Raw genomic sequence first — 21,231 nt, 5'->3', positions numbered from 1 at the left:
CCTGTCGATCACCCCGCCCGGGTACGGCCGAGGGCACCGACCGCGACGTCGACGAGCAGGAACGCGACGAGGCTCAGTCCCAGAAGCGGGACGAACCAGCCGACGAGGACGACGCAGGCGACTCCGGTCACGGCCGCGACCGGGTGGATTCGACGCCACGTGCCGCGCGCCGGCGGCCTGCCCACCGCCCGGGCAGTGCCGCGGGTGGGCCTGCGCCGCCACCAGAGGACGTAGCCGCGGACGATGACGGCGAGCAACGCCACCGCGAGAGCGGCCAGGATCAGCTGGTTGAGCAGACCGAACAGCAAACCCATGTGCAGGGCGATGCCCCAGGACGTCAGCTTCGCGGCGAGCGGCCAGTCGGCGAATCGCGACACGTCCGTCACGGTGCCCGTGGCCCCGTCGACGGCGATCGAGTCGTTCGAGAACTGCCATGGTTCGCGGGTCTGGGTGACGGTGAACGCGGTGCCCGTGTCCGCGGGAACGGTCGCCTCGACGGCGCCGGTGACACCGCTGCGCCGGGCGACGTCGAGGACGGTGTCGAGTTCGCCCACGTTCGTGTCGAGGATTCCCGGATCCGACGCGGGAGTGTGCCCGGCGCCGTGCCCGTCGTGACCGCCCGAGGCAGCGCCGCCGGTGTTCGGAGCCGAGTCCAGTTTCTTGTCGATCTTGGGGGTGGTCCAGCTCAGGGCGGTACGGAGTTCGCCGACGTTCTCGCCCGCGTACCGCGACCAGGTCAGGCCCGTCGCCGAGAGGAACACCAGACCGACCGCGATCCAGACCCCGACCACCCCGTGCCAGCTCAGGGTACGGTTGCGGCCGCGGCTCGACCGGTCGAGCGTCCACAACCTGGCGGCGTCCGCGTTCCGGGCGCGGGTCGTGCGATACCGCTGCACCCACAGGTACACGCCGCCGAGCGCGATGACCCACAGCCACGACGCGGCGAGCTCACTGTAGATACGTCCAGGCTCACCGAGGTGCAGGTGCCGGTGCAACTGCGAAATCCAGGTCCGCATCGGCAGCGCCCCACTGCTGCCGTACACCACCAGTTCGCCCTTCGACTGCGCGGTGGCGGGGTCGACGAAGACCGCGAGTCGTTCGGATTCACCCAGCCCGGGGTCGGTGAACATCACCTGCGTCGTCTCACCCGGTTCGGTCGCCGGGCGCACGGCCGCCACGGCGAGGTCCGGGCGAACCTGCTGCGCGGCCCGCACCTGTTCGGACATCGGCAGATCGGGCCCGGTCGAGTCGACATGCAGGTAGTCGCGGTAGACCAGCTGCTCGACGGACGGCGCGAGGGCGTAGAGGCCGCCGCTGACGGCGGCGATCACCAGGAACGGGGCCACCAGAATCCCCGCGTAGAAGTGCAGACGCAGGATCAGTGGCCGGAGACTGCGCGGCGGCGACGCCGACGAGGACGGGGCGGGCGCGACGGGTTTGTCGCGTTCGAGTTCGGGAATGGACATGACGGTCTCGATTCGAGTTCGGGTGAGGCGGGCACCCAGCGCCGTCGAGGCCGCGCACGTCAGGGGTGCGCTGGGCAACGCGAGGTCAGGGATGTTCCGACTCGGGAAGGGATCGGCACCGGGACTCGCCGGGAGTCTGCTGGTGCCGTGTGAGAACACGCCCGACCGGCGAGCGACACGTCTTTCCGTGTGCGCCGGGAGGGCGGTGAGAGGTTCGACTAGACGAGTGCGGGTGGTCCGCGGGTGCCGGCGCCCGCGGCGACCAGCAGCCACAACGACAGCTTCGCGCGGTAGACCGGGGTCGCCGACCAGGTGCCGGTATCGACCTGCAGCGGGGCCAGGACGGCGAGAACGATGCGCGTCAGCGCCGCCAGGGCGCGCAGACAGGCGCGTTCGGCCGATCGGACCAGCACCGCGGCCACCGCAATGGCGGCGATGTGCGCGGCGATCATCGGAGTGGACAGTCCCAGGCCGTGCGCATGATCGGCCGCCAACGCCAGCGTGGTGTGGCCGATCAGCTGGCCCACTGCGAGCACCGACAGCACGAACAACCATTCGCGGCTGGCCACCCGGATGGCGGCGACCGACGCTCCGACGGCGGCGCACGCCGCGAGAAGCAGCACCACCGAACCGTCGCTCGGGGGCATTCCGCCGCCGGCGATACCGTGCGCGGCGATGCTGACCGCGCCGGACAGTGAACCCACGACGGAGCCGCGCACCCGCGCGACCACATCCAACCGTGAATTCACCCCGCGAGGGTACCGCTCCCACGATCCCGGCACCGGCCGCGGTATGCGAAACGGGTCAGGCGGACGCCCCCGCCGCCGGACGCAGACGCGCGAGGACGTCCGTCAGCGTGACGACACCGATCAGCTGCCGGCCGTCGGTGACGATCACGAGATGGCTACGGGTCTCGCGCATCGTGTGCAACGCCTCGTACACGGCGGCGTCCGCGTCGAGGGTCAGCACCGGGCGCATCAGGTCGGCGGCAGTGACTCCCGCGCCTGCCCGCAGACTGTCCCGCGCGTGCACCACGCCCCTGATCCCGTCCTCGTCGCGCACGAGCAGCCGGAGGTGGCCGCTCCGATCCGCGGCCGCTTTGATCGCCGCGGCGGTCGCATCCGGGGCGACGCTGCTCGGGGAGGTGTTCGGCCGCACCATGTCCCGCACGGTGAGCGACTGGAGTGCCAGGGCACTGGTCAGCTGGCCGTGGTACCGCTCGTCGAGCGTGCCGACGGTCGCGGAGTGCTCGACGAGGTGACGCAGCGCGTCGGGATCCTGGCCCGCCCCGACCTGGTCGACCGGTTCCACGCCGAACAGTCGCAGGCACCGGTTCGCCATCCGGTTCAGCACCAGCAGCAGCGGGCGGGTGGCCCACATGAACGCGCGCATCGGGATCGCCAGCAGGGTCGCCGATTTCTCCGGGTGCGCGATCGCCCACGACTTCGGTGCCATCTCGCCGACGACGAGGTGCAGGAACGTGACGATGATCAGGGCGAGGACGAATCCGAGGACGTCCGCGAGCCACAGCGGCGCACCCCACCCTTCGAACGCCGGGGTGAGCCAGTGATGCACGGCCGGCTTCGTGACGGCACCGAGTGCGAGGGTGCACACGGTGATGCCCAGCTGGGATCCCGCCAGCAACACCGACAGCTCGGATGCGCTGCGCAGAGCGGCCCGCGCCGCCCGACTGGTGGGGGCGGCGTCCTCGAGCCGGTGGCGACGGGCGGCGATCAGTGCGAACTCGATCGCCACGAAGAACGCGCTGGCCGCGATCAACCCGACGGTGACCACCAGAACGACCCAGGGATTACTCATCGGTCGAGTCACTCTCCACGATGCGGAGCCTCACGAACAGCGAGGACGGAACGTGCTTGTCGACCGCCCGCACCTCGGCGTCGAGGTTGCGGACGGGCGGGTCGGCGTCGGCGATCAGGTCGGCCGGATCCGGGTTCAATCGGATCGCGACGACATCCCCGACGACGGGGAGACCACCGAACTCCGCGATGACGGCGCCGGCGAGCGTCTCGAAGTCACCGGACGGGAGGTCGTGTCCGAGAACGCGCTCCACCTCGTCGATGTGCAGGTCGCCGGGCATCGTCCAGCCCTCGGACTCCGAGCCCGTCACCGACGCCTCGCCGTCGGGATCGTGTTCGTCGGCGATCTCACCGACGAGTTCCTCCGCGAGATCCTCGATCGTGATGACCCCGGCGAAACCGCCGTACTCGTCGACGACGAGGGCCATCTCGTCCCGGGCGGCTGTCAGCTGTTCCAGCACGTCGGGCAGCGGCAGCGACGTCGGCACGACGACGGCCGCGCGGGCCCGGGACGCGGCCACCCCGTCGGGTTGTTCGCCGAGCAGGTCGTGGAGGTGGATGACGCCGCGCAGGTCGTCGGAGGAGGTCCCGACGACGGGGTAGCGGGTGTGTCCGGCGCCCATCTTCTCGAGCACGCTGCTCAGGGGTTCGTCGGCCCGGACGGTGTCGACGTGGGCGCGGGGAATCATGGCGTGCCCGGCGGTGCTGGTGGGGAAGTCGAGGATCCGGTCGAGCAGGGTCGACAGTTCCCGCGGCAGCTCACCGGCGTCGCGGGACTCGGCGACGATGTGCTCGAGGTCCCGTGCGGTCGCCGAGTGCTCGACGTCGTGGACCGGCTCGATCCGCAGCGCGCGCAGCAGCAGGTTCGACGACTGGTCGAACAACCAGATCAACCAGCCGAAAAGTTTCAGGTAGACGGTGGTCGACAGCGCGAGCCATCGCGCCACCGGTTCGGGACGGGCGATCGCCAGGTTCTTCGGGAACAGTTCACCGAACAGCATCTGGACGAAGGTGGAGAACAGGACGGCGAGGACGGCACCGACACCGACCCCGACCGCGGTCGGGATGCCGACGCCGCCGAGAAGTTCGCCGAGACCGCGCCCGATCAGGGGTTCGGCGACGTAACCGACGAGCAGACCGGTGACCGTGATGCCCAACTGGGCGCCGGAAAGCATGAACGAGGTGCGGCGCGTGACGGCCAGCGCGCGTGCGGCGCCCATGTCTCCCGCCTCGGCCCTGGCCTTGAGCCGCGAGCGGTCGACCGACATGTACGCGAATTCCTGCGCGACGAAATAGCCGGTCAGGGCGGTGATCAGTAATACGACGACGACGCCGAAGCCGATGCTCAGGACGGTCACCACGGTGTCACCCGCGTCGTGCGTCCGGGACTGCGGTGACCACTCTGGGGCGGGCTGGGTCTTCGGGGGCGCGAAGCGCTGGTCATGGCTCTCTCTGTAATCGGAGTACGAGCCACCCATAGTAAAGGACTCTTTACCTTTTCGGACGATGGGTGCGCAGGGTCACGCTCTCACGGCGGATGAGCCGCCGAGAACGCGCGCATCACCGCTGCCGGGATCCGCCCCTTCTCCGACACCTCGATCCCCTGAGCCCGAGCCCAGTCGCGGACGACCGCGGGGCGCTGCACGTCGACTTTCGCGGGCACCACGGACGGGGCCGTCGCGAACGTCGTTTCGAGATCGCTCGTCGCCCGAGCCGATTCCCACTCGTGCAGGCAGGCGCCCAGCCAGCGATAGGTCCACTCCTGGCCCAGTTGCCGCGTCTCGCAGAACGTCACCGGCAGCGCCGGAAACCGGGCCTGCAATTCGGCCAGCGCCTCGGCGACCCTGGCTCCACTGACGTGTTCGAGCTTGAACAGCCGGCTGTACCGGTCCTCGACCACCACGGCGGCCCGAGGCAGTGCGCTCAACTCGGCCGCCGCGTATGTCATCCGCCCGGACAGCAGGCTCGCCGCAAGATCCTCGAGCGTCTTGCGTTCCACCACCGCCACGATCTCGTCGCCGACCTCGACCGCGTAGTCACCCGCGGACAGCCGTCGGCGAACCGTGGTCGCCTGCTGCTTCCCGAACGTGTACGGATATTTTTCGGCGGTGTCGACGACGATGTCGAACACGCGGCCGTGGGCCCGCGCCGTCGGCACCGTGACCGCGGGCCTCGCCTGCTTCGCGGTGCGCGGCGACTGCCAGAAGATCATCTCCCGGCCCCGCGCACGGGTCATCACCAACTGGGAGCGGTTCTCCCGGGCACGGGTGAGCACCAGGTCGATCGCGGGGCCTCGCCGGGTGCACGAACGAACCTCGAGCCGCTCCAGGATCTCGGCGTCGGCGGGCCATTCGTCGGCCCGGTGGCAGTAGACCTTGGATTCGCGGGGCCAGGGCTGCTTCGCCTTGACGACGATGCCGCCCGGTCCCAGCGGAACCCGCACCAGATAGGGAAGCGTCGAGCCGGCTTCCGGATTCCGCGCGATCAGCAGGTCGTCGGGCATATCGCCAGAATAGGGGACCAGACGCGGGACACACCCGATTCGCGGCCGGTCAGTCAGCGCTCTTGATGGTCTTCATCGTGATCAGCGACGTCACCCGCGACACCGCCGGGAGCCCGCTGAGCTTCGTGGCCATGAAGTTTTCGTACGTCGCGAGGTCGCGGACCGCGACCCGGATGAAATAGTCGGGGATCCCGAACAGCCTCCGGCATTCGATCACCTCGTCGAAGGCGGCGACCCGGGACTCGAACTGTTCGATGGTCGCCTGATCGTTCACGCCGATCTCGGCGGTGACGATCACCTGGAATCCCCGATCCAGCGCCTCCTGGCTGACGATCGCGCGGTAGCCGGTGATGACGCCGTCCGCCTCGAGTTTCTTGACCCTGCGCAGACACGGGGAGGGAGTCAGACCCACGAGATCCGCCAATTCGGTGTTGGTCAGACTGGAGTCGTTGCGCAGGTGGTCGAGAATTGCGTGATCGATATCATCCATCGCACTATTATTGCGCACAGGGCCAATTATGGGCATTCGCTCGCAATCGCGCACCGGGATAGTTGCTATAAATTTGCGTGGTGATCGATCCAGCCCCCTTTGCCGCGACCGCAGTCGTCGACCCCGACCACCGGCACACGCCGGAATGGCGTCGGGCCCTGCAGGCATCCCTCCCCGTCGGGATCGGACTGATTCCGCTGGGGATCGCCCTCGGGGTGCTCGTGGTCCAGCAGGGACTCAACCCCTGGTGGGCGATGGTCTTCACCTCGCTGATCTACGCCGGTTCCCTCGAATTCATCGCGGTCGGCATGGTCGCCACCCTGACGCCCCTCCCTTACATCGCGCTGACCGCGCTGCTGGTGAACTTCCGGCACGTGTTCTACGCCTTGAGCTTTCCCCTCGACAGGGTCAAGGGCCGGCTCGCCCGGTTCTACAGCATGTTCGCGCTGACCGACGAGGCGTACGCCATGTCGGTCACCGGCGACCGGAGGTCGATGACCGGACGGGTCATGGTGTACTCGCAGCTGTACCTCCACGCGTACTGGATCGGCGGGGCGATTCTCGGAGCGACTGCAGCGCAGTGGATCCCGGAGAACATCGTCGGACTCGACTTCGCGCTGACCGCACTGTTCGTCGTGCTGTCCATCGAGGCGATCCGGGCCCAGAGCGGTTTCGCGGTTCCCACGATCGCCGTGGCATGCGCCCTGACCGCGCGACTCGTCGACGCCGAACACATGCTGCCGATCGCGATGGGCGCATTCGTGAGCCTGCTCGTCGTCCGATACTTCGTCACGCGGAGAAAGGTGCCCGCCGATGCCTGACCCCGGTTACATCCTCGCGGCCGTCGCGATCATGGCGGTGGTCACGTTCGCCCTGCGGGCGGTCCCGTTCGCGATCGTCATGCCGTTGCGGTCGTCCGCACTCGTCGGCTACCTAGGTGTTTACATGCCTGCCGGGATCATGCTGATCCTGGTGGCGTACTCGCTGAAGAACGTCTCCGTCACCGCGCCGTCGCACGGGATCCCCGAATTGATCGCGGTGGGGGCCACGGCCGCGGTACAACTGTGGCGTAAGAACGCGGTGCTCTCGATCGTCGTCGGGACCGGTCTGTACGTCGTCCTGATGAACTGGGCATTCGCCTGAGCCCGGCGCGCCTCACGTTCTACGATGCAACCACACGGGTAGGCAGGAACCACAAGACAGTCGGCCGTTTCTCGGGAAGGACGCACTGATGAGTGAACAAGAAGTTGGTTCGGTGACGGGTCTACGGGACAAGGACTACAACCTGATCTGGTTCGTCGAAGCGTCACTGAGCAACGCTCTGCGTCTCGAGGGCTACATCTCCGACGCCGACATGGACGGCGATGCCGAGTTGGCCGACTTCTTCCGCCGCGCCCAGGCCGTGAGCCGGAAGGGCGGCGATCTGGGCAAGGCGATGCTCGCCGCCCGCCTCGGGAAGGAAAAGAAGGAACAGTAAGGTCCACCGCACAACGAAAACCGCCGGCACCCGAGGGTGCCGGCGGCTTCTGCGACGGTGCCGTCATATCGCCTCTCGGCAAGTGGTCGCTCTCGGCGACGAATTTAATGTGGTACCCGGGGTATGTCCGACACCGTCAGCGTGTTCAACAGTACCGTCCTCGGAGATATTCCGCGATATTCCGCGCCCCCGGAATCACCCCGACTCCGGAACAAGCGTCCGACTACCCGAACCGGGAGCGAACCATGGTCATCGTCGCCGGACACATCACCGTCGAACCGGAGCAGCGCGAGTCCTACCTCGCAGGCTGCGTGAGCGTCGTCGAACAGGCGCGCGGCGCGGCCGGCTGCCTCGACTTCGCCATCTCGGCCGACCTGATCGACCCTGGCCGCATCAACATCTTCGAGCGCTGGGAGTCGCAGGCGGCGGTCGACGCCTTCCGCAGCAGCGGCCCCAGCGACGAGCAGGGCGCGGCAATGCTCACGGCGTCGGTAGCCGAGTACGACGTCGCCGACGAGCGGGCGTTGTTCGGCGAATGATCGCGCATGATCGCGATCCGGCAGTCGTCGCGGCGTAGACCTGGCACGATGGCGGGGTGACCGATTCCGATCGCGTCCTCGTCCTCGTCCTCGGCTCGGGGTTCGCCGGTTTGTGGGCCGCGCTGGGAGCCGCGCGGCGGCTCGACGAACTCGGCGCAGCCGGCACCGTCGATGTCACGGTGATCAGCGCGACGTCCTTCCACGACATCCGGGTCCGCAACTACGAGGCGGACCAGAGCGCGTGCCGCATCCCGCTGAGCGACCTGCTCGACCCCGTCGGCATCGGGGCATCGCCGCCGAGGTGACCGCGATCGACACCGCGGCGCGCACCGTCACCGTCTCGGGCGACGGGGCAGGGGCACGCAGCGGTACGACCGCCTGGTCCTGGAGCTGGGCTGTCGGGTAAGGAAGCCCGACATCCCCGGTCTGCGGGAATTGGACTTCGACGTCGACACGTACGACGGCGCGATGAAGTTGCAGCGCCACCTGGCCACACTGTCCAACGGCCGAGCGGGCGTGGGCGCGGCGACCGCGGCGGTCGACGACTATCTGCGCGTGATCGGCTCGCCCGGAGTGTTCGCCGCCGGTGACGTCGCCGCGGCGCGGGTGGACGAGGGCCACCTGTCGGTGATGTTGTGCCAGCACGGGCGCCCGATGGGCCGCTACGCGGGCTACAACGTCGTCAGCGATCTACTCGGGGAGCCGATGTTGCCGCTCCGGATCCCCTGGTACGCCACGATTGATTCTCGACCTCGGACCGGCCGGCGCGGTGTACACCGAGGGGTGGGATCGCCAGGTGGTGACGCGCGGCGCGCAGGCCAAAGCCACGAAGATCACCATCAACACCCAACGCGTCTATCCCCCGTTGAACCGCGACCGCGACGCGCTGCCGGCCGCCGCCGCGCCGACGCTGCAGGCACGGCCTGATCCCGGACAGTGACCGTCCGGACCTTCCGAGGACTTCGCCGCAGCCATCGCCGATTGACCCGGCCGCTTCCTGACCAGCAGCTTTTCAGTCGATAGCCACTGCATGGTGCCGCGCCATCCCCGTGGTGAGCCACTTAGGCCTTGCGTTGATGCCATCATGGTGCCATAGTGGTGCCATGCACTTGATCTCGTATGAGAGACATCGCGACCGCACCACCGGCTGAGCCGATCGAGGATGCGGCCAATGCATCCCGCTACACCACGTCCCCGACCTGCGAGACGTGCCACCTACCCACGACGAAGGGGACAACCATGCCCAATTTCGAGACACCCGAACCGATTTCCGTCACGCTCGGCCTCGGCGTCGGCAATGTGCGGATCACCGCGAGCGACCGGACCGACACCGTCGTCGATGTGCATCCGAGCGACGACTCCGACGAGTCGGACGTCCAGGCCGCCCAGCACGTCCGCGTCGACTACGCGGACGGCGTTCTTCAGGTCACGGGACCGAAGGCGCGCGCCTTCGACTTCTCCCGCAAGACCCGGTCGGTGAACGTGTCGATCGAATTACCTAGCGGTTCACGGGTATCCGGCTCGTTGCAGGTGGGAAACCTCAGTGGCACGGGCCGGCTCGGGGAGTGCACGTTCAAGACCTCCGCCGGGAACGTCCGACTCGAGCGGACCGGTTCCTTGCGCGTGAACACCGCGGCCGGTGACGTCACCGCGGACGGCGTCGCGGGCAACGCCGAGATCCGCACCGGCTCCGGGAAGGTACGCATCGGCGAGACCGCGGGCTCCGTGGTCGTGAAGAACTCCAACGGCGACACCACGATCGCCGCGGTCACCGGGGACGTCCGCGTGCGCTCGGCGAACGGCGCCATCTCCGTCGACCGGGCCGGCGCGAGTGTCGAGGCGAAGACGGCCAACGGCAGCATTCGCATCGCCGAGGTGGCCCACGGCTCGGTCGAGGTCGGGACCGCGATGGGCGACCTGGAGATCGGCATCGCCGAGGGCACCGCCGCTCGGCTGGACGTGAAGTCCAAGTTCGGGCGGGTACACAACGCGCTGGACGACATCACCCGGCCCGCGGCGTCCGACAGGACGGCCGAGGTGCGTGCGCACACCTCGTTCGGCGGCATCACGATCCGCCGTTCCTGATCCATTTCCGACCCTGGAGTACAGGAGAACCCATGACCGTCAAGCACACTCACCCGGCACGAGAAGGACATCCGATGAGCCGAACCGTTCCCGTCCCGCACGGCCTCCCGATGGATCGCGATGCGGGACCGTTCGACCCGCCCAGCGCAATCACCCGGCTGCGCGACGCTCGACCCGTCAGTCCGCTGGTCTTCCCCGACGGTCACGAGGGCTGGCTCGTCACCGGCTACGACGCGGTCCGCCGGCTTCTGGCCGACACCCGGTTCAGCTCGCGCCCGGACATCGGCATTCTGCACGTGCCGTACGAGACGCCCGGCATGCCCGCCGCCACCGAGCCGTCCCCGCAGGTCCCGGGGCTGTTCATCGCGATGGACCCGCCGGACCACACCCGGTTGCGGCGCAAGCTCACCGGCGCCTTCACCGTGCGACGCATGAAGCAACTCGAGGAGCACATCGTCGACGTCGTCGAGCGGCAACTGGACGAGATGGCGCGCCTGACCCAGCCGGTCGACCTGGTCAAGGAGTTCGCACTGCCGGTGCCGTCACTGGTGATCTGCGAACTGCTCGGCGTCCCCTACGCGGACCGGGAGACTTTCCAGGTCAACACGGCCAAGTTCCTGGTCAAGGACCAGGCGCTCGACGAGAAGATGGCCGCGTACGGTGCGCTGACCACGTACCTGGCCGAACTGGTCGCGCTCAAACGTGCCGCACCCGGCGAGGACATCCTGTCCGACCTGGCCCGCGACGACGACCTCACCGTCGAGGAGCTGATCGGCATCGCATTCCTGCTGCTGCTCGCGGGCCACGAGACGACCGCCAACATGCTGGCACTGGGCGCCTTCGCGCTCCTCGAGCACCCCGAGCAGCTGGCCGAACTCCGCGCCGACCCGGAGTTGATGTCCGATGCCGTCGAGGAACTCACGCGCTACCTGGCCGTCGCCGACATCTTCTACCGCTACGCCACGGAGGACATCGAACTCGGCGGCGAGACGATCGGGAAGGGATCGACCGTCGTCGTCTCCCTGCTGGCCGCCAACCGCGACCCCCTGCGTTTCGACAACCCCGACGCCCTGGACATCCACCGCAAGGCCCGCGGTCACCTGTCCTTCGGCCACGGCGTCCACCTGTGCCTGGGCCAGCAACTGGCCCGCCTCGAGATGCGCGCCGGCTTCGAGGGACTGCTGCGCCGCTTCCCGAATCTCGAACTCGCCGTCCCGGCGGGCGAGGTGAAGCTCAAGTCCGACATGAACATCTATGGCGTGCATGAACTTCCGGTGTGCCTTCGGCCCGTGAGTACTTATTAACGTCGGGCGGTTAATAAGTACTCACGGGGGATGCGCGCTACAGCGAGCGCGATCGCGTGTGGAGCGGAGAACCCAACGGCGCACTCGTCGACGAGATGACCGGCGCACGCCCGGGACGCGCCCTGGACGTCGGCTGCGGTGAAGGCGCCGACGCACTCTGGCTCGCCCGCCAGGGATGGGCCGTCACCGCGCTGGACATTTCGCACATCGCCCTCCACCGGGCCCGGGCCCACGCAGACAGGGAAAACGTGGACATCACCTGGGTGCTGAGCGGACTGCTCGATGCCGAGTTACCCCCGGGTGGTTTCGACCTGGTCTCAGCCCAGTACCCCGCCCTGCGCAGAACCGCCGACCGTGCCGCCGAACGCGCACTGATCTCCGCCGTCGCACCGGGCGGCACCCTGCTGGTCGTGCACCACGACATCCGCGACGCGGCCGCGGCACGCGAGCACGGCTTCGAACCCGATGAGTGGGTCACACCCGGTGACGTGGCAGCGCTACTCGATGACAGCTGGCACACCGACGTCAACGAAGTGCGGGAACGCTCGATCAGCGGCGGCGCGGGCGCACACCACACCCACGACGTGGTCCTACGCGCCCACAGGCTAACGCCCCACCGCAGCCCTTCCATCAGGCATTGGACAGCCAGCGGGCGCTCACACGATCGCACCCGCTACTGGGACCACCGACAGGCGCGGTGGGCAACCATCACACCAACCAGCCCCGAGACCAAAGGTCATCATCACTTGAATCTCGAAACCTGAGGTCCACGAACATATCCGACGCATTCGAACAGCCCGAACAGGTTCAGTCGGAGCGAAGAACGACTCCGAGGGGGTCGGCGTACCTGAGCCCGGACATCGATAGGCCGGCTGGATTGACATCATGTTCGGCCATTCTCAGTCGGTAGACTTCACGCAAGCCGTGGGCTGCCACCACCCCGGACTCGATGGCGTCGATTCGCCCCATTCAGTTGCTCAGCAACATTATTCAGTCTGCTTGGGATGTCCAGTACCCGCGTGCTTCAGCCACAAGGTGCGGTGCTCGATGTCCACTACGTACCAGACCCGACCACCGGAGGTGACCTCGTACTGCCACTGCTCCATCTCAACACCGTTGTGCACCCCGGTCGCGAGCTTGCCCTTCAACTGGTGATGGCGTGTGGTCGACTCCTGCGCGACCGCGCGGCGTCGCATCTCCTCGTACGCCACCAGCGTGTTCGCCGGCGCCTGCCGGCACAGCTCGTCCCACCCCTTTGCCGCATCGCTAGTTGCGAACCGCAGGTCCCACAACTCTCCGGCCGCCGGCGGCGCGACTCGCTCGCCTCGCTTCGGGCTCACAGCTCCGGCACCGGCACGGCCCCGAAGTCACCCTCAGTCGACGCCGACAGGATCCGGGCCAGCTCCGGATCGGCATACACCTCCGCCGTGTGGCGCCACGTCTCGATCGTGCGGGCCGGCGGAGCCGGATTATCCAGCGATGAGCCTGCCCGCAGCGAGGCGATCAGCTCGTCGACGAAGTCGGCGACCTCCTCACCCGAGAGGTAGCTCACCCACGGGAACGCCGCCGCAACTACCTTGCGCACCAGATCACGGTCATCCGAGTGCAGCAGGGCGTCGACCATCGCCGTCGCCGCCGCGAGCACCTCCCGTGCCTGATCCGCCCGCGCCGCCGTCATCAACACCAGATCCTCATCGTCGCGGCGCGTCACCCGCAGCGGCCGCGCTCCCGACCGCTGCCATTCCGACAGTGTCGCCTTCCCCTTGTTCTGGATATCCGAGAACGGCACCTCACCCACAGACATACTTTCAATGTACTTTTAAAGTGTGTGGTCGGCAAGATATGGGCAGGGGCTCCGCTGATCAGATTCGTCCAGGATCCGAATCGGTGAACCGTCGTATTTCACCTGTCTCATCGGAGCCATCGCTGTCGCGGCGTGGCCGCACCGCACACCCGGATACCCGGACTGCGCGCCCCGTCGCGCGGCCGCTGACTTTGCCGGCTCCCGGGTGACCGTGACCAGGGCACTTGTTGCCGCGATCGCGACCACGAGAGTGATGACCAGGGTCACCGAGACCTCCGAGGCGGACGTGCCCACGAAGGCGAGCGCGGCGAGTACCCAGAGGGCGCGGGCCGCCGCTGCGTGATGGGTGCTGACGACGCCGATACGGGTGGCCCACCGCAAGAAAGGACGGCCAGCGGGGGAACTGAAATACGCCGACTGCCGTCAGACGCGTTCGGCGGCGTGCTCGCGCAGGTACTCGCGCAGATACGGCATGGTGAGGTCGAGCATCCCGTGACCGACCGACGCGATCAGCTCGGGCCGTCATCCTGCGACATCACGACGAGGAAGCTGCGATCGAATCGGAGATCCCCGCGAGGCCCTACCCCCAACCGAGGGGCCGGCAGCAGGTCAGCGGCAGCTCTCATCCCCGAGCTCACGACGCCGGGGGCGACCTGCGTGGCGACGGAGCCACGCCCATGTCGAGCGGCGATCGCGTGCGCGCTCGGGCCACCCCCACCAGCGCAGTGGGCTTGGTGTCACGCGGGTCGTCCCGCCGATGTGTTACCCCATTAGCCTCTGGCGATGACCGGGTGGGTAGTGCTTTGGTGGATTAAAGGGGGGCAGACCCGATCGATCGAGGAGCCGGTCATGGCCAAGCCGTTCAGAGGTGTCGTCAATCTCGATATTCGTGATTCGATCCCGGACTGGGGTCCGTACGAGCAACCGAAGGCGCCGCCCGGTTCGCCGAACGTCCTCTACATCGTGCTCGACGACGTCGGCTACGGCGCCCTGGGCTGCTACGGCGGCCCGATCGAGACCCCGAACATCGACAAGATCGCCGCGAACGGGCTGCGGTACGGGCAGTGGCACACCACCGCGCTGTGTTCCCCGACCCGCTCTTGCCTGCTGACCGGCCGCAATCACACCACCAACGGGATGGGCTGCATCAGCGAGGCCGCCAGCGGTTTCCCAGGCGCGAACGGGCACATCCCACCCGAATGTGCCACCCTCGCCGAGATTCTGGTCGAGCACGGCTATTCCACCGCGATGGTCGGAAAGTGGCACCTGTGCGCCCAGGACGAGATGAACGCGGCGTCCACCAAACGGAACTGGCCGATCGGCCGTGGCTTCGAACGCTTCTACGGCTTCCTCGGCGGGGAGACCAACCAGTGGTACCCGGACCTGGTGCACGACAACCACCCGGTTCAGGCTCCGACCACCCCGGAGCAGGGGTACCACCTCGGCGTCGACATCACCGACCGGGCCATCGAGTACCTCGACGACGTCAAGGCGATCGCCCCTGACCGCCCGGTGTTCCTGTACTACGCGCCGGGCTGCGCGCACGCCCCGCATCACGTGCCCCGCGAATGGGCCGATCGCTACCGCGGGAAGTTCGATACCGGGTACGAGGCGATGCGCGAGCAGATCCTGGCCCGGCAGAAGGAAATGGGTCTGGTCCCGCAGAACACCGAGCTGCCCCCGCTCAACCCGGTCGGCACCCCCGAGAACCGCACCGGCCTCGACGGTCAGCCGTTCCCGCCGCTGGACTTCACCCGCCCCTGGGACACCCTGTCCGACGACGAGAAGCGCCTGTTCGCCCGGATGGCCGAGGTGTACGCGGGATTCCTGTCGCACTGCGACGACCAGATCGGCCGCCTGCTGGCCTACCTCGAGGACATCGAGCAACTCGACAACACCATCATCGTGCTGGTCTCCGACAACGGCGCCAGCGGCGAGGGCGGACCCAACGGCTCGGTCAACGAGAACAAGATGTTCAACGGCGTGCCCGACGACCTGGCCGAGAACCTGATGATGCTCGACGAACTCGGCAGCACCAACACTTACAACCACTACCCCAACGGGTGGGCGATGGCCTTCAACGCCCCGTTCAAGATGTGGAAGCGCTACACCTTCAACGGCGGCACCTGCGACCCGTGCCTGATCTCCTGGCCCGCCGGGATCACCGCCCGCGGCGAGACCCGCGACCAGTACCACCACGCCATCGACCTGGTCCCGACCCTGCTCGACTGCCTCGGCCTCGAACTCCCGGACACGATCAAGGGGTACGCCCAGCACCCGCTGCAAGGGGTGAGCATGCGGTACAGCTTCGACACCGGCACCATCCCCACCGCCAAGCACACCCAGTTCTACTCGATGCTCGGTAGCCGGGGGATCTGGCACGACGGCTGGAAGGCCGTCACCACCCACCCCACGATCAGCGGCTGGAGCCATTTCCCGGACGACACCTGGGAGCTCTACCACACCGATGTGGACCGCGCCGAGCTCCGCGACCTCGCCGCCGAGGAGCCCGGCCGACTGGCCGAGCTGGTCGGGCTGTGGTTCCACGAGGCCGGCGCCAACCAGGCGTTGCCGCTCGACGACCGCCAGCCCGTCGAGATCCTCACCACCCCACGCCCGCAGCCGGTGGCCCCACGCAACCGCTACGTCTACCGTCCGGGCGGCGCCCCGGTGCCCGAGTCGGTCGCGGTCAGTGTCCGCAACCGCTCCTACTCGATCGGGGCACTCGTCGACATCCCCGACCCGGGCGCGTCCGGGGTGCTGTTCGCCCACGGCGGCCGGTTCGGCGGCCACACCCTGTACGTCAGGGACAACCGGCTGCACTACGTCTACAACTTCCTCGGCAGCGAACAGCAGAGGATCGACGCCACCGAAGACGTGCCGACCGGTCACAACGTAATCCTGGCTGCCTCCTTCGACAAGGACGGTGAAGATCCGCCCGGCACCGCCCAAGGCGTGCTGAGCCTGTACTACGGCGACCGCAAGGTCGGCGAGGGCCGGATCCGGACCCAACCCGGCCCGTTCGGTCTCGGCGGCGCAGGCCTCACCGCCGGCCGCGGGGGCGCCGAAGCCGTCACCGACGACTACCCCGGAACCACACCCTGGGCGTTCACCGGCGGCACCCTGAACCGGGTCGCCGTCGACGTCAGCGGCGAACCCTACGTCGACCTCGAACGCGCAGCCGCCGCCATGCTCTCCCGCGAGTAGCAAGATCGAGACGACGAGGCGTCGGGCTCTGCCGACATGATGTGCTCGGCGGAGCCCCCGCTTTCCGTCGGCCATGTCCACCGATCAGCGTTCCTGTTGGGCCCCACCAACTCCGAGATGTGGGCGTCAGCGTCCTGATCGGCCGTCGCGGTATTGTCTGCTGCGCGCCTCGCCGGCCAGCGGCCCGCGCGGCTACCAGCGAGAGACGACACTCGGGTTCGGCTCGTCGCTGCCCCGAATCGCGACCGGAGTCGCCGGCGTAATCAGGAGGCGAACCGTCGAGTTCTGGCTGACGAAACCGACGAATCCGCCATTGCCGTGGTCTTCGAAGATGCCCCTGATGGCGTCCTCGAGGCCGTGGGCGGCGGCCGCATCGGCGAGCGGATAACGGACCCCGTCGTAGATCGCTTCGTAACTCATGATCCTTCTCCCGCTGGTGTCGTGGTCCTCCCAGCGTAAGAGCGCCGGGCGAGCAAGATCTCGATCGGCGAGAGTCGCTCGAAAGGCTCACACCGACGACAGTGTTTACCGCGTGTTCAATCCGTGCGGGCACGCTCTCTTCCATGAGTACTCGCCAGCAGCCGCCCCCGGAGGACCGTCCACCGAAGAGATCGACACCGACACGTCGAACCTGCCCGGATCTCACTAACCGCTCGGGCACCGACCACCGATGACGCAACGCCACCCGAACGCCCTCCGCTACTACTCCACACGAAAGGACGCCATGACCGACGGACCGGCCGAGTACACGCCCCCAGGTTCCGCACGGACACACACCACCGAGTGGATCAAGGCCCATCTCGAGCGGATGGACCGTCCCGACCCGCAGGCGGCACCGATCACCGGCGGGACGACCACCGAGCCGACCTGACTCGCACGGCCGACCACGACCAGCGGGGCCAGCAACGGTACCGCCCCGCAGGGTGGGTCAGCGCGCGAGACGCGCGGCGTCCGCCCGGGCACCGAGAGCACCCCGACCGATCTCGCGGACCACAGAGATTTGGAACCCGAATATCCGCACACACCGCCACCGGCGCACGGCGGTGGCGCTGAGCGGCGAGGAGTGCGGTACCTGTTGGCGCGCAGCCTTATTCCGATGCTCATGCACGACCAGTCACGCCTGCTCGACGTCAATCAGACGTTCGCGACACTGCTCGGATACGACCTGCCCGAGATCGCCGGCCTGCACGTCCACCAGGTGATCCACCTGAATGACACCGCCATCGGCTCGCCGCGACCGTTCGACGCACATGAGAACGCACCCATACTGTGAGAGCCCCGGAACGGCAATGCGGAAACACTGATAGGCGAAATCCAAGTGAGGACAGTCCCCGACCCGAGGCCGGGGACTGTCCTCGCGTTTGAGGGCTCGCGCGTCAGTTACCGAACCGGAACCAGAATCGGATCACCCGGCCGAGGGCGACGATCACCTTCGCGAAGTCGCGGAGACCGGCGGTGCTGCCGGTGAGGATAACAATGAGGATGGCGGTGACCAGGCAGGCGGTCACGAAGAAGACAAAGCACGCGGCAATCACCAAGGCGATCGAGACGAGAATTTCGGGTTGGGCCATGTGGACCTCCGTCTGTTGGCGGACACGCGACGACAGCGACCGTTGTGGTGCTGCCCAATGAGTGATCTCCAACAGAGGGACGGGCCCTCCCCACCCGCAGGTGGGATACCTAAATCATCGCTTGGACCTGGCACTTCCGTCAATAGAGGCATCGAAAAACGGTACGCGAGGTTGACACAGGCATGCATCACGCTCCGCGACAACTCAGGAGATGACCGAGGACGCAGTCCGCCGGTTTGCTCACGTCGTGCGGTGAGAGCGACGACGAGCCGCTGCACTGTCTCGCCGAACGCGCAGCAGATGGCTCCGCCGATACCCCGGTCCCCGCGGCGGCATCCCCGCCGGGCCGGATCTCGATTCACCGGCGACCACCCCGACGGCCGGGGAATACTGGAGGGATGCGGATCGTGTTGATTCTCGGCGCCGTCGGGTTGGTACTCGAAGAATTGGAGTCCGCGTGATCCTCGACGACATCGGTGCGCCCGTCGTTCTTGCCCCGATGGCCGGCGGACCGTCCACGCCAGAACTCACCGCGGCCGTCACCGAGGCGGGCGGGTTCGGCATCCTCGCGGCCGGATATCTGAGCGCCGGCACACTGGCACAACGGATTGCACAGACGCGGCAGCTCACCTCGGCGCGGTTCGGTGTGAACCTGTTCGCGCCGGGAAAGCCGACACCGGTCGAGCAGATCGCGCCGTACCTCGACGAGCTCGCCGCGACCGGAGCCGAAGTCGGCGAACCGCGTTTCGACGACGACGACTGGTCCGCCAAGCTCGACCTCCTCGTCGCCGATCCCGTTGCGGTGGTGTCGTTCACGTTCGGCTGCCCGTCGCCGACAGAGATCGAGCGACTGCACGCCGTCGGGTCCGAGGTGTGGGTCACCGTCACGTCGACCATCGAGGCGCAGGTCGCCGTGACTGCGCGCGCGGACGTGTTGATCGCGCAAGGAGCCGAAGCCGGCGGTCATCGTGCCACCTTCCTCTCCCGTCCGGGCGACGATCTCACCGACCCGATCGGCCTGATCGCGTTGATGCAGTTGTTGCGCGGCACCGTCTTCCCGGTCCCCCTGGTGGCCAGCGGCGGCATCACCACCGGCGCTGGGCTGGCCGCGGCGCTGGCAGCTGGTGCAGCCGCCGCGCAGCTCGGATCGGTCTTCATGCGCTGCCCGGAGGCGGGTACCTCGGCGGTGGTGCGCGACGCACTCACCAGGGGCCGGCCGACCGCGCTCACTCGTGCGTTCACCGGACGGTGGGCGCGTGGCATCCGCAACCGATTCCTCGACGAACACACCGCCACCGCACCCGCTGCCTACCCGGAGATCCATTACGCGACGTCGCCGCTGCGCCAGGCCGCGCGTGAGAGCGGAGACGGCGAAGCGGTGAATCTCTGGGCCGGGCAGTCCTACCAGCTCGTTAAGGATCGGCCCGCCGCCGAGGTGGTGCAGCGCCTGGTCAAGGGGTGCCGCGTATCGCTCGAGGCTGCGGCGAAGCGGATCTCACCGCCGTGACCTCAGTGTCGGGTCCGCGCCGAGCCACCGTCGTGTACAGCAGTTGCCACCCCGTATTTCATCGCTGAGTTAGAGCCGGCATCGCCGTGTTTCATATGCCCTTGGGCGGGTCGCGATCAGAAATGTGCTGCTCAGGCTTCGGGAGAACGCCGGCAGGCACCACGGTCACCGGATCGGACGGGGCGCACCCGCCGTTTGCTCCCCGCGCGGCGTCGGCGACGGTAGATTCACGTATCGCTGCTCCCGCAAGATTCCCGCTCGTCGAAGGGATCGTCCGTTATGAGTAAGCCGACTCACCGGTGGATGCGCGGTGCATCCGCCGCCCTTGCCGTCGCCATCGGATTCGCCACCCTCTCCTGCGGATCGGATGACACCAGCGGCGGTGGGACGGAGTCGACAGTCCCGGAATCGCCCGACGTCGCCAAGATCGAACAGATCGTCCAAGGCAAGATGACCGAACTCGACCTCTCGTCCGCCGTGTTCGGTGTGTGGCGCGGCGACGAGCAGGTCACCGTCGGCGCGCTGGGCGGATCCCCGATCGGCGTCCCCGCGACGCCCGACATGCAGCTGCGGGTGGGTCAGCCGATGGAGCCGATGCTGTCGACGGTGCTGCTGCAACTCGACAAGGACGGCGTCGTCCCCCTCGACAAGCCGATCGCCGAATGGGTCCCCGACTTCCCGCGCGCCGACAAGATCACCCCGCGGATGCTCGCCAACAGCACCACCGGCATCGCGGACTACGTCACCGACCCCGAATTCCTGAAGCAGTTCTACGCCAACCCGATGGCGGGCTTCACTGCGCAGCAGATCTTCGACCTCGCCAACGCGCGGCCGCCGCTGTTCGAACCCGGCACCAATTGGGCGTACGCCCACAGCGATCTGTGCCTGCTCGGCGTGGTCCTCGAGAAGGCCACCGGCACGACCCTCCACGATTTGATCCAGCAGCGCATCCTGGACCCGCTCGGCATGAACGACAGCGTCGTCGTCCTCACACCCCAGATGACGGAGCCGACGCTGCACGGCTACACGAATGAACGTGGCGTCTTCGAGGACTCCACGTTCTGGAACCCCACCGCATTCCTCAACAGCGGCAACATGAACTCCACCCTGGCCGACGTCTCCGTGTGGGTGCGTGCGCTCGCCGCAGGCAAGTTGCTCTCCGAGGAGCAGTTCAAGGAAATGATGGCCCCCAGCACCGCCGGCCTCGGCCCCATGACGGCGCAGAAGTACTTCGCGTTCGGGGTCGTCCACATCGACGACTGGCTCTACATGAACCCAGCATTCGGCGGCTACAACGGCGTCGCCTTCTACGACACGAAAACCGACACGACGATCGTCGTCTACTGCACCCTCGGACCGAAAGCCAACTCCGACACCAACAACGCCGTCCCCATCGGCAAAGACATCGGCGCTCTCCTCGTCCCCGACCGACCCCCGAACGTCTGATCTCCGCTGTGGTGC

22 protein-coding genes and 2 pseudogenes are annotated in these 21,231 nt (G+C 67.7%); 13 read left to right on the top strand and 11 right to left on the bottom strand.

What is annotated here, in order from left to right; translation table 11 throughout:
* Positions 1-8: 8 nt before the first annotated feature.
* From BLV94_RS30215 to BLV94_RS30190, 6 genes are all read right to left on the bottom strand, one after another.
* Complete coding sequence (locus BLV94_RS30215) at positions 9-1,466, bottom strand: PepSY-associated TM helix domain-containing protein (protein ID WP_072946786.1); 1,458 nt, start codon at positions 1,464-1,466, stop codon at positions 9-11.
* A 218-nt stretch (positions 1,467-1,684) separates the two neighbouring features.
* Positions 1,685-2,215: a hypothetical protein gene (locus tag BLV94_RS30210; RefSeq protein WP_174705544.1), complete on the bottom strand. Its 531-nt coding sequence runs from the start codon at positions 2,213-2,215 to the stop codon at positions 1,685-1,687.
* Positions 2,216-2,270: 55 nt separating this feature from the next.
* Positions 2,271-3,284: a CNNM domain-containing protein gene (locus tag BLV94_RS30205; RefSeq protein WP_072946746.1), complete on the bottom strand. Its 1,014-nt coding sequence runs from the start codon at positions 3,282-3,284 to the stop codon at positions 2,271-2,273.
* Positions 3,277-4,644 carry a hemolysin family protein gene (locus tag BLV94_RS30200; protein WP_072946745.1) on the bottom strand — a complete coding sequence of 456 codons (1,368 nt, stop codon included), beginning with the start codon at positions 4,642-4,644 and terminating at the stop codon, positions 3,277-3,279. The genes BLV94_RS30205 and BLV94_RS30200 overlap by 8 nt, the downstream gene beginning before the upstream one ends.
* Positions 4,645-4,811: 167 nt before the next feature.
* A complete protein-coding gene (locus BLV94_RS30195) occupies positions 4,812-5,786 on the bottom strand; it encodes an ERCC4 domain-containing protein (protein ID WP_072946744.1) in 975 nt (324 codons plus the stop codon).
* A gap of 49 nt (positions 5,787-5,835) precedes the next feature.
* Positions 5,836-6,276: an Lrp/AsnC family transcriptional regulator gene (locus tag BLV94_RS30190; protein WP_005254660.1), complete on the bottom strand. Its 441-nt coding sequence runs from the start codon at positions 6,274-6,276 to the stop codon at positions 5,836-5,838.
* 80 nt (positions 6,277-6,356) lie between these two features.
* Between BLV94_RS30190 and BLV94_RS30185 the strand changes: the two genes are divergently transcribed.
* From BLV94_RS30185 to BLV94_RS30150, 8 genes and pseudogenes are all read left to right on the top strand, one after another.
* On the top strand, positions 6,357-7,097 hold the full coding sequence (locus BLV94_RS30185) for an AzlC family ABC transporter permease (protein ID WP_371851583.1): 741 nt from the start codon (positions 6,357-6,359) through the stop codon (positions 7,095-7,097).
* Positions 7,090-7,419 (top strand): branched-chain amino acid transporter permease, encoded by a 330-nt coding sequence (locus BLV94_RS30180; RefSeq protein WP_072946742.1) that lies wholly within the window; start codon positions 7,090-7,092, stop codon positions 7,417-7,419. The genes BLV94_RS30185 and BLV94_RS30180 overlap by 8 nt, the downstream gene beginning before the upstream one ends.
* Before the next feature lie 88 nt (positions 7,420-7,507).
* A complete protein-coding gene (locus tag BLV94_RS30175) occupies positions 7,508-7,753 on the top strand; it encodes a hypothetical protein (RefSeq protein WP_072946741.1) in 246 nt (81 codons plus the stop codon).
* Between the two features lie 245 nt (positions 7,754-7,998).
* The gene (locus BLV94_RS30170; protein WP_072946740.1) at positions 7,999-8,292 is read left to right on the top strand and encodes a putative quinol monooxygenase; all 294 of its coding nucleotides are present in this window, start codon (positions 7,999-8,001) and stop codon (positions 8,290-8,292) included.
* A gap of 56 nt (positions 8,293-8,348) precedes the next feature.
* Positions 8,349-9,232, top strand: a pseudogene (locus tag BLV94_RS30165) (FAD-dependent oxidoreductase).
* Positions 9,233-9,531: 299 nt separating this feature from the next.
* A complete protein-coding gene (locus BLV94_RS30160; protein WP_072946739.1) occupies positions 9,532-10,377 on the top strand; it encodes a DUF4097 family beta strand repeat-containing protein in 846 nt (281 codons plus the stop codon).
* 74 nt (positions 10,378-10,451) lie between these two features.
* Positions 10,452-11,681, top strand: a complete 1,230-nt coding sequence (locus tag BLV94_RS30155; protein WP_072946738.1) for a cytochrome P450 — start codon at positions 10,452-10,454, stop codon at positions 11,679-11,681.
* Positions 11,682-11,710: 29 nt separating this feature from the next.
* Positions 11,711-12,411, top strand: a pseudogene (locus BLV94_RS30150) (class I SAM-dependent methyltransferase); the annotation flags it as partial.
* Between the two features lie 256 nt (positions 12,412-12,667).
* Here the strand turns inward: BLV94_RS30150 and BLV94_RS30145 are convergent.
* From BLV94_RS30145 to BLV94_RS48895, 3 genes are read right to left on the bottom strand one after another with little or no spacing between them, the layout of a single operon-like run.
* Complete coding sequence (locus BLV94_RS30145) at positions 12,668-13,021, bottom strand: hypothetical protein (RefSeq protein WP_072946737.1); 354 nt, start codon at positions 13,019-13,021, stop codon at positions 12,668-12,670.
* A complete protein-coding gene (locus BLV94_RS30140; protein ID WP_083395717.1) occupies positions 13,018-13,479 on the bottom strand; it encodes a hypothetical protein in 462 nt (153 codons plus the stop codon). Before BLV94_RS30140 ends, BLV94_RS30145 begins: the two co-directional genes overlap by 4 nt.
* A gap of 21 nt (positions 13,480-13,500) precedes the next feature.
* A complete protein-coding gene (locus tag BLV94_RS48895) occupies positions 13,501-13,866 on the bottom strand; it encodes a hypothetical protein (RefSeq protein WP_072946735.1) in 366 nt (121 codons plus the stop codon).
* A gap of 468 nt (positions 13,867-14,334) precedes the next feature.
* On the opposite strand from BLV94_RS48895, the gene BLV94_RS30130 reads away from it, so the two are divergent.
* A complete protein-coding gene (locus BLV94_RS30130; RefSeq protein ID WP_072946734.1) occupies positions 14,335-16,692 on the top strand; it encodes an arylsulfatase in 2,358 nt (785 codons plus the stop codon).
* A 192-nt stretch (positions 16,693-16,884) separates the two neighbouring features.
* On the opposite strand, the gene BLV94_RS30125 is transcribed toward BLV94_RS30130, so the two are convergent.
* The gene (locus tag BLV94_RS30125) at positions 16,885-17,112 is read right to left on the bottom strand and encodes a hypothetical protein (protein ID WP_072946733.1); all 228 of its coding nucleotides are present in this window, start codon (positions 17,110-17,112) and stop codon (positions 16,885-16,887) included.
* A gap of 250 nt (positions 17,113-17,362) precedes the next feature.
* On the opposite strand from BLV94_RS30125, the gene BLV94_RS48890 reads away from it, so the two are divergent.
* Positions 17,363-17,563 (top strand): hypothetical protein, encoded by a 201-nt coding sequence (locus BLV94_RS48890; protein ID WP_072946732.1) that lies wholly within the window; start codon positions 17,363-17,365, stop codon positions 17,561-17,563.
* Positions 17,564-17,788: 225 nt separating this feature from the next.
* Positions 17,789-17,965, top strand: coding sequence for a PAS domain-containing protein (locus BLV94_RS48885; protein ID WP_244163690.1), 177 nt, complete (start codon positions 17,789-17,791; stop codon positions 17,963-17,965).
* Between the two features lie 103 nt (positions 17,966-18,068).
* Here the strand turns inward: BLV94_RS48885 and BLV94_RS30120 are convergent, their stop codons facing one another.
* A complete protein-coding gene (locus BLV94_RS30120; protein ID WP_005565087.1) occupies positions 18,069-18,263 on the bottom strand; it encodes a hypothetical protein in 195 nt (64 codons plus the stop codon).
* A 457-nt stretch (positions 18,264-18,720) separates the two neighbouring features.
* Here BLV94_RS30120 and BLV94_RS30115 point away from each other — a divergent pair, with 457 nt between their 5' ends.
* Together BLV94_RS30115 and BLV94_RS30110 are read left to right on the top strand one after the other, a co-directional pair.
* Positions 18,721-19,770, top strand: coding sequence for an NAD(P)H-dependent flavin oxidoreductase (locus BLV94_RS30115; RefSeq protein WP_174705543.1), 1,050 nt, complete (start codon positions 18,721-18,723; stop codon positions 19,768-19,770).
* Positions 19,771-20,049: 279 nt separating this feature from the next.
* The gene (locus BLV94_RS30110) at positions 20,050-21,216 is read left to right on the top strand and encodes a serine hydrolase domain-containing protein (protein WP_072946731.1); all 1,167 of its coding nucleotides are present in this window, start codon (positions 20,050-20,052) and stop codon (positions 21,214-21,216) included.
* Positions 21,217-21,231 lie beyond the last annotated feature (15 nt).

Origin of the sequence: Rhodococcus koreensis, from assembly GCF_900105905.1 — a bacterium.
Lineage (GTDB): Bacteria > Actinomycetota > Actinomycetes > Mycobacteriales > Mycobacteriaceae > Rhodococcus_F > Rhodococcus_F koreensis.
Note: the sequence above shows the minus strand (reverse complement) of the source record. Positions and strands in the feature narration are given on the sequence as shown.